The sequence below is a fragment of the Pantoea sp. JK genome, assembly GCF_026130245.1.
Lineage (GTDB): Bacteria > Pseudomonadota > Gammaproteobacteria > Enterobacterales > Enterobacteriaceae > Pantoea > Pantoea trifolii.
In genome coordinates, this window is sequence record NZ_JAINFN010000003.1 from 545,714 (window position 1) to 559,750 (window position 14,037).

At 57.5% G+C, this 14,037-nt stretch carries 11 protein-coding genes; 9 read left to right on the plus strand and 2 right to left on the minus strand.

Annotated features, from left to right (window positions below; genetic code table 11):
- Window positions 1-422: 422 nt before the first annotated feature.
- Genes PanJK_RS09985 through PanJK_RS09995 form a run of 3 tightly spaced genes read left to right on the plus strand, consistent with a single transcriptional unit; the run spans window position 423 to window position 1,987 of the window.
- On the plus strand, window positions 423-749 hold the full coding sequence (locus tag PanJK_RS09985; RefSeq protein WP_256697242.1) for a YqcC family protein: 327 nt from the start codon (window positions 423-425) through the stop codon (window positions 747-749).
- On the plus strand, window positions 749-1,528 hold the full coding sequence (gene truC / locus PanJK_RS09990; protein ID WP_265299359.1) for a tRNA pseudouridine(65) synthase TruC: 780 nt from the start codon (window positions 749-751) through the stop codon (window positions 1,526-1,528). Before PanJK_RS09985 ends, truC begins: the two co-directional genes overlap by 1 nt.
- A gap of 12 nt (window positions 1,529-1,540) precedes the next feature.
- Window positions 1,541-1,987: a flavodoxin gene (locus PanJK_RS09995; RefSeq protein WP_265299361.1), complete on the plus strand. Its 447-nt coding sequence runs from the start codon at window positions 1,541-1,543 to the stop codon at window positions 1,985-1,987.
- A gap of 123 nt (window positions 1,988-2,110) precedes the next feature.
- Here PanJK_RS09995 and garD read toward each other — a convergent pair whose 3' ends face one another.
- Window positions 2,111-3,670 (minus strand): galactarate dehydratase, encoded by a 1,560-nt coding sequence (gene garD / locus PanJK_RS10000; RefSeq protein ID WP_265299363.1) that lies wholly within the window; start codon window positions 3,668-3,670, stop codon window positions 2,111-2,113.
- A gap of 509 nt (window positions 3,671-4,179) precedes the next feature.
- On the opposite strand from garD, the gene PanJK_RS10005 reads away from it, so the two are divergent.
- From PanJK_RS10005 to PanJK_RS10030, 6 genes are all read left to right on the plus strand, one after another.
- A complete protein-coding gene (locus tag PanJK_RS10005) occupies window positions 4,180-5,526 on the plus strand; it encodes an MFS transporter (RefSeq protein ID WP_008101389.1) in 1,347 nt (448 codons plus the stop codon).
- A 9-nt stretch (window positions 5,527-5,535) separates the two neighbouring features.
- Complete coding sequence (locus tag PanJK_RS10010) at window positions 5,536-6,876, plus strand: enolase C-terminal domain-like protein (protein ID WP_061719915.1); 1,341 nt, start codon at window positions 5,536-5,538, stop codon at window positions 6,874-6,876.
- A 16-nt stretch (window positions 6,877-6,892) separates the two neighbouring features.
- Window positions 6,893-8,224 (plus strand): glucarate dehydratase, encoded by a 1,332-nt coding sequence (gudD, locus tag PanJK_RS10015; protein WP_256697235.1) that lies wholly within the window; start codon window positions 6,893-6,895, stop codon window positions 8,222-8,224.
- A gap of 52 nt (window positions 8,225-8,276) precedes the next feature.
- Complete coding sequence (gene garL, locus PanJK_RS10020) at window positions 8,277-9,044, plus strand: 2-dehydro-3-deoxyglucarate aldolase (RefSeq protein WP_265299369.1); 768 nt, start codon at window positions 8,277-8,279, stop codon at window positions 9,042-9,044.
- 19 nt (window positions 9,045-9,063) lie between these two features.
- Window positions 9,064-9,948 (plus strand): 2-hydroxy-3-oxopropionate reductase, encoded by an 885-nt coding sequence (gene garR, locus PanJK_RS10025; protein ID WP_265299371.1) that lies wholly within the window; start codon window positions 9,064-9,066, stop codon window positions 9,946-9,948.
- Window positions 9,949-10,032: 84 nt separating this feature from the next.
- Window positions 10,033-11,172 carry a glycerate kinase gene (locus PanJK_RS10030; RefSeq protein WP_256697233.1) on the plus strand — a complete coding sequence of 380 codons (1,140 nt, stop codon included), beginning with the start codon at window positions 10,033-10,035 and terminating at the stop codon, window positions 11,170-11,172.
- A gap of 111 nt (window positions 11,173-11,283) precedes the next feature.
- Here the strand turns inward: PanJK_RS10030 and barA are convergent, their stop codons facing one another.
- A complete protein-coding gene (gene barA / locus PanJK_RS10035; protein WP_265299374.1) occupies window positions 11,284-14,013 on the minus strand; it encodes a two-component sensor histidine kinase BarA in 2,730 nt (909 codons plus the stop codon).
- Between the last annotated feature and the right edge of the window lie 24 nt (window positions 14,014-14,037).

Below are 14,037 nucleotides of genomic sequence, written 5' to 3' on the forward strand. Positions count from 1 at the left end.
TTACTGGCTTGTTATTGCGATGGTTTCTGGGAGAATAGTCACCACTGGCAGGATGCTGGGGATTAAGAGACGTTCAGGAGAATGTCAGCCATGAGGCAGGAACGTAACGGAGTTTACGGCACAAGGAAGGCTTCAGGACGAAGCAGGACACTCAGGATTGAGTCAGGGACACCTCCAGGACGGAGAATGAGAGCCACGCGGAATGTGGCGGGCCAGGATGCTAAGGACCAATGTCATGATGACAAGCGACGGAAAGCGCAGGAAAAGTTGTCATGGATGAGCAGGGAGCACAGCAGTAGCTGGAATGCTGCAAACGAAAACCGGGAGCACTGTAATCACAGTGCTCCCTTTTTTTATGCCATTTTTGCGCCGGGCGTGACTGATGGTATGCTTGCCGCCCAATTTTTCTCTGGAGGTGGCGCATGTCGTCGCAAATGATTTTTCAGCGCCTGCAGCAGGTCGAAGCGGTGATGCGCGAACACGGCCATTGGCAGTCACAATCCCCCGAGGCGAACGCCTTCGCCAGTACCGAACCTTTCTGTCTCGATACCATGGAGCCACTGCAGTGGCTGCAATGGGTATTGATGCCGCGCTTTTATGCGCTGCTCGAAAGTGGCGCGCCGTTACCGCAGAATTTCGCTATCGCACCTTATTATGAAGTCGCATTGCCAGACGACACCGCAGGCTATGCGGCGTTATTGCTGACGCTCAACAAATTTGATGCGCTGTTCCAGGAACCTTCCGCCTGATGCTCGAAATCCTTTATCAAGATGAGTGGCTGGTCGCGGTGAATAAGCCAGCCGGTTGGCTGGTGCATCGCAGCTGGCTCGATCGCAATGAAAAAGTGGTAGTGATGCAAACGGTGCGCGACCAGATTGGTCAGCATGTCTTCACCGTGCACCGCCTCGATCGCCCAACGTCTGGCGTGTTGCTGATGGCGTTATCGAGCGAAGTCGCCCATCTACTGGCGCAGCAGTTTGAACAGCATCAGATGCAGAAAACCTATCATGCGGTGCTGCGCGGCTGGCTGGAAGGCGGCGCGACGCTGGATTATCCGCTGGTGGAAGAGCTGGATAAGATTGCCGACAAATTCGCCACTCAGGAACCTGTTGCCCAACCGGCGGTAACGGATTACCAGGCGCTGGCACACGTTGAGATGCCGGTCGCTATCAGCCGTTATGACACCGCGCGCTATACGCTGGTGGAGATGGCGCCGCACACCGGCCGTAAACATCAGCTGCGCCGCCACATGGTGCATCTGCGTCATCCGATTATTGGCGACAGCGCGCACGGCGATCTGCGCCAGAATCGTGGTGCGGCGGCACACTTTGGCCTTAATCGCCTGATGCTGCACGCCAGCGCACTTAGCTTTACCCATCCCGTCACCGGCGCGCCCTTAGTGATTCGCGCCGGGTTGGATCGCGTCTGGCAGCAGATGCTTGATCAATTTGGCTGGCAGGATCAGATCCCTGATGTTCCTAGGGTTGAGTTTGCCATTGATGCAGTCCAGGATAAGCCAACAAAATAAAGGAGCGGCAAGATGGCAAAGATTGGCATTTTTACAGGTACGGTTTACGGCAATGCGCTGCTGGTGGCTGAAGAAGCACAGACGGTGCTGAAAGAGCAGGGCCACGAGGTGAAGGTGTTTGAAGATCCGTCGATGGCGGATTGGCAGGCATACAGCAAAGAGGTGGTGCTGATTGTCACCTCAACCACTGGCCAGGGCGACTTCCCGGATAACATTGCCCGCCTGTATGTTAAGGTGCGCGATGAGCTGGGTTATCAACCTGAATTGCGTTACGGCGTGATTGGCTTGGGCGATAGCAGCTATGACAATTTCTGCGGTGCCGGTAAAACCTTCGATGCCACTTTGCAGGAGCAGAGCGCACAGCGTATCGGCGAGGTATTGCTGGTGGATGCGACAGAAGATCCTGAGCCAGAATCAGTGACGTCACCTTGGGTGGAGAGCTGGGGTAAGTTGCTGTAATGACTTTTCCCTCACCCTAACCCTCTCCCGCCAGCGGGAGAGGGAATATTTAGAGGGTGCAGCCCGCACGGTTTGTTCCCTCTCCCGCGAAGTGGGAGAGGGCTAGGGTGAGGGCAACAACCATCACGTCACCGGCGCCGGATTAAATACCGCCAGCTGATTACGAATCCCCCAACGATCCGACCACGTCTGTTTGCGCCCGCTGGCAATCTCCAGAATCAACTCAAACAGTCGCCAACCGACCTGTTCAATACTCTCTTCGCCCGTCGCAATGGTTCCGGCATTAATATCCATCAAATCATGCCAGCGTTCTGCCAGCGCATTGCGCGTTGCCATCTTAATCACCGGAATAGCGGCCAAGCCGTAAGGCGTGCCGCGCCCGGTGGTGAACACCTGCAAGGTAATGCCCGATGCCATCTGCTGCGTGCCACAGACGAAATCGCTGGCTGGCGTGGCCGCATAAATCAGCCCGCGTTTGGTAGGGCGCTGACCTGGCGATAACACTTCAACAATTGGGCTGCGACCTGACTTCGCAATCGAGCCCAGCGCTTTCTCCACCACATTCGCCAGCCCGCCTTTTTTGTTGCCCGGCGAGGGATTGGCGCTGCGATCGGTTTGGCCCTGGCTGAGATAATCGTCATACCACGCCATCTCTTCCAGCAGTCGTTTACCGACCGCTTCATCCACCACGCGCGGCGTCAGCAGATGAATGGCATCACGCACCTCGGTCACTTCTGAGAACATTACCGTTGCGCCGCAGCGCACCAGCAAGTCGGAGGCAAATCCCACGGCGGGGTTCGCCGTTACGCCCGAGAAAGCATCGCTGCCGCCGCATTGCGTGCCAATCACCAGCTCTGATGCCGGACAGGTTTCGCGCTGGCGTTGATTCAGCTTCTTCAGATGACGTTCGGCGACCTGCAGGATTTCATCCACCATCGCACCAAAGCCCACCAACCGCTCATCCTGCAAACGCACAATGTCGTTATCATCCAGCGAAATCGCCTGCACGTCCGGTGTACCGGTCAGCAGACGTTCCGGCTGTAATTTCTCGCAGCCGAGGCTGACGATCATCACTTCGCCACCGAAATTGGGATTCAGTGCCAGGTTGTGAATGGTGCGAATCGGCACCACCGCGGCCGGCGCATTGATTGCCACGCCGCAGCCATACAGATGATTCAGTGCCACCACGCCATCGACATTGGGATAGCGCGGCAGCAAATCACGCTCGATGATCTGCACCACATAATCCACCACGCCCGCTACGCAGTGAACGCTGGTGGTGATACCGAGCAGGTTACGCGTGCCCACGCTGCCATCCGCGTTGCGATAGCCTTCGAAGGTATAACCTTCCAGCGGCGGCAGCGCGGGCGGCACATTGTTTGCCAGTGGCAAACTGTTGAGCGGTGGCGCTTCGGGCAGCGCCACCAATGATTCTTCAATCCAGCTACCTTGTGGGATCGGACGCAGTGCGTAGCCAATCACTTCACCGTAGCGCAGGATCGCGCCCGCTTGCGGGATGTCATTCAGCGCGACTTTATGTCCCTGCGGCACATGCTCCGTCAGTTGCAGCCCATCGTTGAAACGGGTGCCGGACGGCAATCCCTGATTGTTGACCACGATCGCCACGTTATCGGCATCGTGCACTTTGATATAGAGCGGTTTTTCTGTCAGAGGACGGTTCATTGCTCACCTTCCAGTTCGTCGCACTGTACTTAGCAGCGCGGTTTAAAATACGTCCATCACGTCATCGTTTTTTGCCAGCCTCAGTATATGCAGGGGTATTTGCCGGATGCATTGTGCAACTGACTGGCTTTAAGGAGATTTATCAGAGGATTTTGGTTCGTTTATCCAAACGCAAGTGAAGGGACTCACAAACTGCTCTTGGCCTGTACGATTACCAGGCAAAATCGCGGTGAAAAAAAGCGTTCCGTGAGCCACGCCGCAGCGTTATGTGCAGATGCCATAAAATCATTCTCATTCGCCCTTCATCCTCATGCGTTCTTCCAGTGTTTCGCCGCCAGGCTGTTCCTATACTGATTCTCGTTCTTCAACGTTAGGTTATTCGTCACGACGCATCATCGTATTGCCAAATATAAAAATCGCCGTGTTTAACCCAACATCATTCTGATACCCAACGCGATGTGTATGCAGTCAGAGTGGATGTAGCGTTCGCTATATTTCAGGAGTGCATCATGAATAGTTTCAGCCAGACAGCGGAAGCGGTGCAAAAGCGCACCAATGCCCGTTACTGGATTGTGGTGATGTTATTTATCGTCACCTCGTTCAACTACGGTGACCGCGCAACCATTTCGATTGCCGGTTCGGCGATGTCCAAAGATATCGGCCTTGATTCGGTCGGCCTGGGTTACATCTTCTCCGCCTTCTCGTGGGCGTACGTTATTGGTCAGATTCCGGGCGGCTGGCTGCTCGACCGCTTCGGCTCAAAACGCGTCTACTTCTGGAGCATCTTCCTCTGGTCGCTGTTCACCTTGCTGCAGGGCTTCGTCGATCTGTTCAGCGGCTTTGGCATTATCATTTCGCTGTTCCTGTTGCGCTTCCTGGTTGGCCTGGCGGAAGCGCCATCCTTTCCCGGTAACAGCCGCATCGTTGCGGCCTGGTTCCCGGCGCAGGAGCGCGGCACCGCAGTAGCAATCTTCAACTCGGCGCAATACTTCGCCACGGTGATCTTCGCGCCGATCATGGGTTGGCTGGTGTCAGAAGTGGGCTGGGCGCACGTGTTCTGGTTCATGGGCGGATTGGGCATCATCCTCAGCTTCATCTGGCTGAAAGTGATCCACGACCCCACCGATCATCCGGGCGTTAACAAAGCCGAACTGGAGTACATGGAGCAGGGCGGCGCGCTGATCAACATGGACGTCAAAAAGGACGACCGCAAAGTGAGTTGGAGTGAAAAGTGGTTCCAAATCAAGCAGTTGCTGACTTCCCGCATGATGCTGGGCATCTATCTCGGCCAATACTGCGTCAACGCCTTAACTTACTTCTTTATTACCTGGTTCCCGGTGTATCTGGTGCAGGCGCGCGGCATGTCGATTCTAAAGGCGGGCTTTATTGCCTCGATTCCGGCGGTATGCGGCTTCCTTGGCGGCGTCTTGGGCGGGGTGATTTCTGATTATCTGATGCGCAAAACCGGTTCGCTGAATATCGCGCGTAAAACGCCGATTGTGCTCGGCATGCTGCTCTCCATTTCAATGGTGATGTGTAACTACACCGACACCGAATGGGTGGTGGTGTTCTTCATGGCGCTGGCGTTCTTCGGCAAAGGCATTGGTGCGCTGGGTTGGGCGGTGATGGCAGATACCGCACCGAAAGAGATCAGCGGTTTGAGCGGCGGTCTGTTCAACATGTTCGGTAACTTCTCCGGCATCGTGACGCCAATCGCTATCGGTTACATCATCGCCACCAGCGGTTCCTTCGAAGGCGCGCTGATTTATGTCGGTATCCATGCCTTTGTCGCCGCATTTAGCTTCCTGGTGATTGCTGGCGATATCAAACGCGTCGAGCTGAAAACCAGGCCATAAGGACGGACTATGACTACGCAAAGCACGCCGGTCATCACCGACATGCAGGTGATTCCGGTTGCCGGTTACGACAGCATGCTGCTCAACATCGGTGGCGCGCACAGCGCCTGCTTCACCCGCAATATTGTGGTGCTGACTGACAGCGCCGGACATACCGGCGTCGGTGAAGCACCGGGCGGTGAAACCATCTACCAAACGCTGGTTGAGGCGATTCCGCAGGTAAAAGGTCAGCAGGTTGCGCGCATGAATCGTCTGGTGCAGCAGGTGCACAAAGGCAATCAGTCGGCGGATTTCGATACCTTCGGCAAAGGCGCGTGGACCTTCGAGCTGCGCGTCAATGCGGTGGCCGCACTGGAAGCTGCGCTGCTCGATCTGCTCGGCCAATGCCTCGGCGTGCCGGTGGCGGAACTGCTCGGACCGGGCCAGCAACGCGATGAAGTCACAGTGCTCGGTTATCTGTTTTATCTCGGCGATCGTCGTAAAACCGATTTGCCCTATCTGACCGGCGAAAATGCCAGCCACGATTGGTATCACTTGCGCCATCAGGAGGCGCTGACGCCGGAATCCGTGGTGCGGCTGGCGGAAGCGGCGCAGGACAAATACGGCTTCAAAGATTTCAAACTCAAAGGCGGCGTGCTGCCTGGCGAGCAGGAGATTGAATCGGCGGCAGCGCTGAAAAAACGCTTTCCCGATGCGCGCATCACCGTTGATCCCAACGGTGCCTGGACGCTCGACGAAGCCATTCGCTTGTGTAAAGGCATGGGCGATGTGCTGACCTACGCCGAAGATCCGTGCGGTGCCGAGCAGGGTTATTCCGGTCGCGAAGTGATGGCTGAATTCCGCCGTGCGACAGGCTTGCCGGTCGCCACCAACATGATCGCCACCAACTGGCGCGAGATGAACCACGCGGTAATGCTCAATTCCGTCGATATCCCGCTGGCCGATCCGCACTTCTGGACGCTGAGCGGCGCGGTGCGCGTGGCGCAGCTGTGCGACGACTGGGGATTAACCTGGGGCTGTCACTCCAATAACCACTTCGATATTTCGCTGGCGATGTTCACCCACGTTGGCGCGGCTGCGCCGGGCAAACCCACCGCCATTGATACGCACTGGATTTGGCAGGAGGGCGATCAGCGCCTGACCAAAGAGCCGCTGCAGATACGCAACGGCAAGATCGCCGTGCCGGATAAGCCGGGCCTTGGCGTCGAGCTGGATTGGGATCGTCTGCATCAGGCCAACGCTTTGTACAAATCGCTGCCGGCGGGCGCACGTAATGACGCCACCGCTATGCAGTATCTGGTGCCCAATTGGTCATTCGACCGCAAGCGCCCAGCATTGGGTCGCGGCTAAGTCTAAGGAGCAGTAAATGAGTCAGACACCGAAAATTACATCGCTGCAGGTCATTCCGGTGGCCGGTTACGACAGCATGTTGCTCAACCTGAGCGGCGCGCATTCGCCGTTTTTCACCCGCAATATCGTCATCATTAAAGACAATGCCGGACATACCGGTGTGGGTGAGATTCCGGGTGGCGAAAAGATTCGTCAGACGCTGGAGGATGCGGCGGCGCTGGTGGTGCAGAAAACCGTTGGTGAATACAAAAATATCCTCAATCTGGTGCGCAGCACCTTTGCCGACCGCGATGCCAGCGGGCGCGGCAACCAAACCTTTGATTTGCGTACCACTATTCACGTGGTGACCGGCATCGAAGCGGCGCTGCTCGATCTGCTGGGGCAGCACCTGGGCGTGAATGTCGCCTCGCTGCTCGGCGATGGTCAGCAGCGTGACCGCGTGGAAATGCTCGGCTACCTGTTCTATGTCGGTGACCGCAAGAAAACCTCGCTGCCGTATCAAAGCCAGGAAAACGACAAATGCGATTGGTATCGCCTGCGCCACGAAGAAGCGCTGACGCCGGATACGGTGGTGCGCCTGGCGGAAGCGGCGTATGAAAAATATGGTTTTAACGATTTCAAACTGAAAGGCGGCGTGCTGCGTGGTGGCGAAGAAGCCGAAGCGGTAACGGCGCTGGCGAAGCGCTTCCCGCAGGCGCGCGTCACGCTCGATCCTAACGGCGCATGGTCGCTGAACGAGGCGATTCTGCTCGGTAAGCAGCTGAAAGGCGTGCTGGCCTATGCGGAAGATCCGTGCGGTGCCGAGCAAGGCTATTCCGGTCGTGAAGTGATGGCGGAGTTCCGCCGCGCCACCGGCATGCCGACCGCCACCAACATGATCGCTACCGACTGGCGTCAAATGGGCCACACGCTGTCATTGCAATCGGTCGATATCCCGCTGGCCGATCCGCACTTCTGGACGATGCAGGGTTCGGTGCGCGTGGCGCAGATGTGCCACGACTTCGGCCTGACGTGGGGCTCGCACTCCAACAACCACTTCGACATCTCACTGGCGATGTTCACCCACGTTGCCGCTGCAGCACCGGGCGCGATTACCGCCATCGATACCCACTGGATTTGGCAGGAAGGCAATCAGCGCCTGACCAAAGAGCCGTTCCAGATTAAAGGCGGCATGGTGCAGGTGCCGCAAAAACCGGGCCTCGGCGTCGAGCTGGATATGGATCAGGTGATGCAGGCCAACGCGCTGTATCAGAAACACGGTTTGGGCGCGCGCGATGATGCGCAAGCCATGCAGTTTCTCGTACCGAACTGGACCTTTGATAACAAGCGTCCGTGCCTGGTGCGCTAACTTTTCCGGCTCCCCGCGCGGGAGCCTGCTGTAACCGACAGGAGTGAAGACAATGAGCAATGCCTGGCCGAACCCTTTTCGTCGCCGTTTGCTGGCAGGAGAAACCCTGATTGGCAGCTGGTGCGCGCTGGCTAATCCATTAACCACCGAAGTGCTGGGCCTGGCGGGCTTTGACTGGCTGGTACTGGATGGCGAACACGCGCCAAACGACATCACCACCTTTGTGCCGCAGCTGATGGCGCTGAAGGGCAGCCACAGCGCGCCGGTGGTGCGTCCGCCGTGCAACGAACCGATCATCATCAAGCGCTTGCTGGACATCGGCTTTTACAACTTCCTCGTGCCGTTCGTGGAAACCGAGGAAGAGGCGATTCGCGCGGTGGCATCAACTCGCTATCCACCGGCTGGCATCCGTGGTGTCTCGGTTTCGCACCGCAGCAACATGTACGGCACGCTGCCGGATTACAACAGCACCATCAACGACAACATCACGGTGCTGGTGCAGATCGAAACGCAACAGGCGGTGGACAACATCGATGCTATCGCCGCAGTCGATGGTGTCGATGGTATCTTCGTGGGGCCGGGCGATCTCTCGGCAGCGCTCGGCTATCTCGGCCAGCCTGCGCATCCCGAAGTATTGAAAGTGATTAAACACGTTTTCGAACGCGCCAAAGCGGCGGGGAAACCGAGCGGCATTCTGGCGCCGGTGGAAGTCGATGCGCGCCGTTATCTGGAGTGGGGCGCCAGCTTTGTGGCGGTTGGCAGCGATCTGGGCGTGTTCCGTCACGCCACGCAGGCGCTGTGTGACAAATTTAAAAAATAACTGACTGAGAGGAAAGGCAATGAAAATTGGATTTATCGGCCTCGGCATCATGGGCAAACCGATGAGTAAAAACCTGGTGAAAGCCGGTTATTCGCTGGTGGTGCGCGACCATAATGTCGGCAACGAAGCAGAGCTGGTGGAGCTGGGCGCCACCGTGGCAAAGACGCCAAAAGAGGTGGCTGAACAGGTGGATGTGCTGATCACCATGGTGCCGAACTCGCCGCAGGTTAAAGAGGTGTGCCTCGGCGCTAACGGCATCATTGAAGGCGCGAAGCCGGGTCTGATTGTGATCGACATGAGTTCCATTGCGCCATTGGCCAGCCGCGAAGTGCATGATGCGCTGGCGGCGAAAGGCATCAAAATGCTCGATGCGCCGGTGAGCGGCGGCGAGCCGAAAGCGATTGAAGGCACGCTGTCGGTGATGGTGGGCGGTGATAAAGCGGTGTTCGATCAGTGCTACGACATCATGAAAGCGATGGCGGGTTCGGTGGTGCACACCGGCGACATTGGTGCGGGTAACGTCACCAAGCTGGCGAATCAGGTGATCGTGGCGCTCAACATCGCGGCGATGTCAGAAGCGCTGTCGCTGGCGACCAAAGCGGGCGTTAATCCTGAGCTGGTTTATCAGGCGATTCGTGGTGGCCTGGCGGGCAGCACCGTACTGGATGCCAAAGCGCCGATGGTGCTGGATCGTAACTTTAAACCGGGCTTCCGTATCGATCTGCACATCAAAGATCTGGCCAATGCGCTGGATACCTCGCACGAGATTGGCGCGCATCTGCCGCTCACCGCTGCGGTGATGGAGATGATGCAGGCGCTCAAGGTGGAAGGACAGGGCACTTCCGACCATAGCGCACTGGCCTGCTATTATGAAAAATTAGCGAAAGTTGAGATCACTCGGTAGTGCAATCGTCCGGCGTCTGCGGATGCCGGGCGGCTCGCTGCCTTCGCAGGACGGATGTCCGTCATCAACCGCGCTGGATTGCCTATGAAAATTGTCATCGCACCGGATTCATATAAAGAGAGTTTATCCGCCCTGGAAGTGGCTTCGGCGATTGAAGCGGGATTCCGCGAGATCTTTCCTGAAGCTGACTACGTGAAAATACCGGTTGCCGACGGTGGTGAAGGCACGGTTGAAGCGATGGTGGCGGCAACGCAGGGAAACATTGTCCGGCTGACGGTTACTGGACCGCTCGGCAAGCCAGTGGAAGCGTTCTACGGTTTGTCAGGCGATGAGCGCACCGCGTTTATCGAAATGGCGGCGGCCAGCGGGCTGGAGTTAGTGCCCGCCGCACAGCGCGATCCGCTGATTACCACCTCGTTTGGCACCGGCGAGCTGATCAAAGATGCGCTCGATCGCGGTGTCGATCACATCATCATCGGCATTGGCGGCAGCGCCACCAACGATGGCGGTTCCGGCATGATGCAAGCGCTGGGCGCGCAGCTGCTGGATGAGCACGGCAAGGAAATTGCCTATGGCGGTGGTGCATTGCCGCAGCTGGCACACATTGATATCGGACAGCTGGATGCGCGTATTAAAGAGTGCCGCTTTGAAGTGGCCTGCGATGTCAGTAATCCGCTTACCGGTGAAAAGGGCGCATCGGCGATTTTTGGTCCGCAAAAAGGCGCAACGCCGGAGCTGGTGCAGCAGCTGGACAAAGCGCTGGAACATTACGCCACCTTGATTCATCGCGATCTGGATATTGATGTTTTACACATTGATGGCGGCGGCGCGGCCGGTGGCATGGGCGCGGCGCTGCATGCGTTTTGCCAGGCCGAGTTGCGCAGCGGTATCGAGATTGTCACCGAAGCCCTGGGCCTGGCCGAGCAGGTGAAAGATGCCGATCTGGTGATTACCGGCGAAGGACGCATTGATAGCCAGAGCATCAACGGCAAGGTGCCGATTGGTGTGGCAAAAGTCGCGAAGCAGTTTAATAAGCCGGTGATTGGCATTGCCGGGAGTTTGACGGCGGATGTCGGCGTGGTGCATCAACATGGGCTGGATGCGGTATTTAGCGTGCTGTTTAGCATTTGTTCGCTGGAAGACGCGCTGGCCAATGCGGCGCAGAACGTGCGTTTGACGGCACGTAATGTGGCGGCGGTGATTAAGGTGGGTAGAGGGAGATAGTTTTCCCTCACCCTCACCCTCTCCCAGAGGGAGAGGGAATTGTTCGGTGCACATTTTGCTCCCTCGCCCGCTTGCGGGAGAGGGCTGGGGTGAGGGGAAAACCGCACCGCACTAGCCCAACGCCAACAATTTCCTCGCCTCTCGCGCTACGTTCGCCATCTCATCGCTCAACTCCAGCAGCTCCGGCTCAAGCGCGTCGATATCGCTCTCCTGATGCAAACTCTTCTCCAACTGCTGACACAGCTGCTTCAGGCGCGGCACGCCGCTGTAGCTGGCGCTGCCGTGCAGTTTGTGAATAATCTCGCGCAAGCCCACCACATCGTTACTCGCCATCGCACTCTCAACGTGCTCTTCCACTTCTGGCAGGAAATCGAGCAGCATTTGCAGCAGATCGCGGGCTAAATCAGGTTTATTGGCGGCCTGACGCAGCGCTAACGTCCAATCCAGGGACGGCGCCACTTCAGGCGGTTGTTGTTGCGGCGCGATTCGGTTCGGCGCGTAGCGTTGCAGCAGCTGGCTCAGTTTGTCCTCGTCAATCGGCTTCGCCAGATAGTCATTCATGCCAGCATTGATCAGCTGCGCACGTTCACCATCCAGCGCATGCGCAGTAACGGCGACAATCGGTGTGGTGGCGTGCAGCGGCAGGCTGCGGATGATTTCGCTGGCGCGGATGCCATCGATATCTGGCATCTGAATGTCCATCAGAATCACGTCCAGCTTGTGCAGGCGCGCCTGGCGAATCGCCTGCTCGGCGTTATCACACAGAATGATGTGCTGCACCTGCTCCTCCAGCAGCGCGCCAATCAGTTTCAGGTTGGCAGGATTGTCATCCACCGCCATCACCGTCAGCGGCTGACGTGCGCCACGCGGCAGCGCATCGCTTTGCCAGTCATGTAAGTCGAGCAGCATTGGCAGCAAGCGTGTTAACGAAACCGGCTTGGCGATACAACCGGCAATGCCGCGCGCGCGCAAGTCGTCGGCAAACAGCATCATTTCACTCGGCAGCGCCAGCAGCACCGAATCGGCATGCGCATGCAGACGCGTAATCAAGGCATCCGATAGCGTCGCAGGATGCGGTTCGGTGACCGGCAAGCCCATCAGCAGCAGCGGGAAGTGCGTATCGGGCATCTCTTCCAGACTGGAGAAGTGCTGCACCTGCAACGGCGTGATGCTCAGCATCTCCTGCACCGCTTTCGCCACCGCCGGGTGGGGTTCGATATAGGCCAGCGGCGTGGCGCGCAAATCATCCAGCATGCGCGGAATGGCCGGTGCGTTCGGATTGAGATCAAGATGAATATGCACCCAGAAGGTGGAACCCTGATTCGGACGGCTGTGGAAGGCAATTTCGCCGCCCATCTCGCTCACCAGCTTCTGTGTGATCACCAACCCTAAACCGGTGCCGCCATGACGACGTGAAATACTGGCATCGGCCTGGCGAAACGCCTGGAACAGCTGCGACTGCTGCTGTTCGGAGATACCGATGCCGGTGTCATGCACCTGAATCTCCAGCTCGACGCGCGTGTTGCTGATGCTGCGCAGCTCAACGCGCAGATCGATATGTCCGTGCTCGGTGAATTTAATCGCGTTGCCGATCAGGTTGATCATGATCTGCTGCAGGCGCAGCGGATCGCCAATCACGTTGTCCGGCACCTGTTTTTCCAGGCACACGGTAATTTCCAGCCCTTTGTCGTGGGCTGACGGCGCCAGCAGCACCAGCGTTTCATCCAGCGTGGCGCGCAGCGGGAACGGAATGGACTCCAGCACCAGCTTGCCCGCTTCCAGTTTCGAGAAATCGAGCACGTCGTTAATGATGCTCAGCAGGTTATTCGCCGAACGCTCGATGGTGCTCATGTAGTCGCGCTGGTTGGTGCTCAGCCCGGTTTTCAGCATCTGGCGGGTAAAGCCAATTACGCCATTTAGCGGCGTTCGCAGCTCGTGCGACATGTTGGCGAGAAACTCTGATTTGATACGCGCTGCTTCCTGCGCGCGCTTCTTCGCCAGATCCAGCTCCACGTTCTGAATCTCCAGCTGCTCCAGCGTTTCACGCAGATCGTAAGTCGCCTGATCAATGTTCTGCTGCATCTCTTCGTGATAGGCGGTGAGCGACATCGCCATGGCGTTGATGCCGTTTTTCAGAATGCTCAGCTCGCCCAGCATGTAGCCATCCACGCGACTGTCCAGCTGGCCGCGGCGAATGCGGTCCACGGTGGTGACCATGTTGCGAATCGGGCCGGTGACGTCGCGCATCAGGCGATAGGCAAACAGCATGGCGATGCACAGGCAGAACAGCAGCAGCAGCGTAGCGACAAACACCTCTTTGTACTGTTCCAGCCGCACCGATTGCAGATCCAGCTCGATTGCCACATAACCCAGCGGATTCCCGGCGGGTTTGGCATCCTCGCCCGGCAGCTCATCTACCGAATAGCGTTCAGAGATAATCGGCGTGCGCAAAATCATCACATTGCCTTGCCGCTCCACCGAGACGCCATCTTCCAGCGTGGAGATGTCCTCTTTTTGTAATAACGAGAGGTTTTGGTTGTTATTCGAGGTGACGTAGACGTGATTGTTGTTGTCGAAAATGGTGATGGCACGGACAATATTGGAGTGGCGGCGATGCAGCAGGCTGACTAATTCGCGAATCGCATCGCGGTTGTGCCACGTCATGCCGTATTCACTGGAGACCGCCAGCGGTTCGATGATGTTCGCCCCCGCGTCGTGCACCTGATGCTGTAATTCGTTGTAGCGGTGCACCACAAAGAAGGTACTGAGCAGCAGGCCAATCATCAGCGTTGGCGCCAGTATCAAAATCATCATTCGCGCCCGCAGGCTGTATTTGGTCATAATTGTGGCCTGGCGATTCCTGGC

What these genes read in the sequence shown, in the direction of transcription:
- PanJK_RS09985 (WP_256697242.1), top strand. Translation starts at nt 423, where the DNA reads ATGTCGTCGCAAATGATTTTTCAGCGCCTGCAGCAGGTCGAAGCGGTG.
- truC (WP_265299359.1), top strand. Translation starts at nt 749, where the DNA reads ATGCTCGAAATCCTTTATCAAGATGAGTGGCTGGTCGCGGTGAATAAG.
- PanJK_RS09995 (WP_265299361.1), top strand. Translation starts at nt 1,541, where the DNA reads ATGGCAAAGATTGGCATTTTTACAGGTACGGTTTACGGCAATGCGCTG.
- garD (WP_265299363.1), bottom strand. Translation starts at nt 3,670, where the DNA reads ATGAACCGTCCTCTGACAGAAAAACCGCTCTATATCAAAGTGCACGAT.
- PanJK_RS10005 (WP_008101389.1), top strand. Translation starts at nt 4,180, where the DNA reads ATGAATAGTTTCAGCCAGACAGCGGAAGCGGTGCAAAAGCGCACCAAT.
- PanJK_RS10010 (WP_061719915.1), top strand. Translation starts at nt 5,536, where the DNA reads ATGACTACGCAAAGCACGCCGGTCATCACCGACATGCAGGTGATTCCG.
- gudD (WP_256697235.1), top strand. Translation starts at nt 6,893, where the DNA reads ATGAGTCAGACACCGAAAATTACATCGCTGCAGGTCATTCCGGTGGCC.
- garL (WP_265299369.1), top strand. Translation starts at nt 8,277, where the DNA reads ATGAGCAATGCCTGGCCGAACCCTTTTCGTCGCCGTTTGCTGGCAGGA.
- garR (WP_265299371.1), top strand. Translation starts at nt 9,064, where the DNA reads ATGAAAATTGGATTTATCGGCCTCGGCATCATGGGCAAACCGATGAGT.
- PanJK_RS10030 (WP_256697233.1), top strand. Translation starts at nt 10,033, where the DNA reads ATGAAAATTGTCATCGCACCGGATTCATATAAAGAGAGTTTATCCGCC.
- barA (WP_265299374.1), bottom strand. Translation starts at nt 14,013, where the DNA reads ATGACCAAATACAGCCTGCGGGCGCGAATGATGATTTTGATACTGGCG.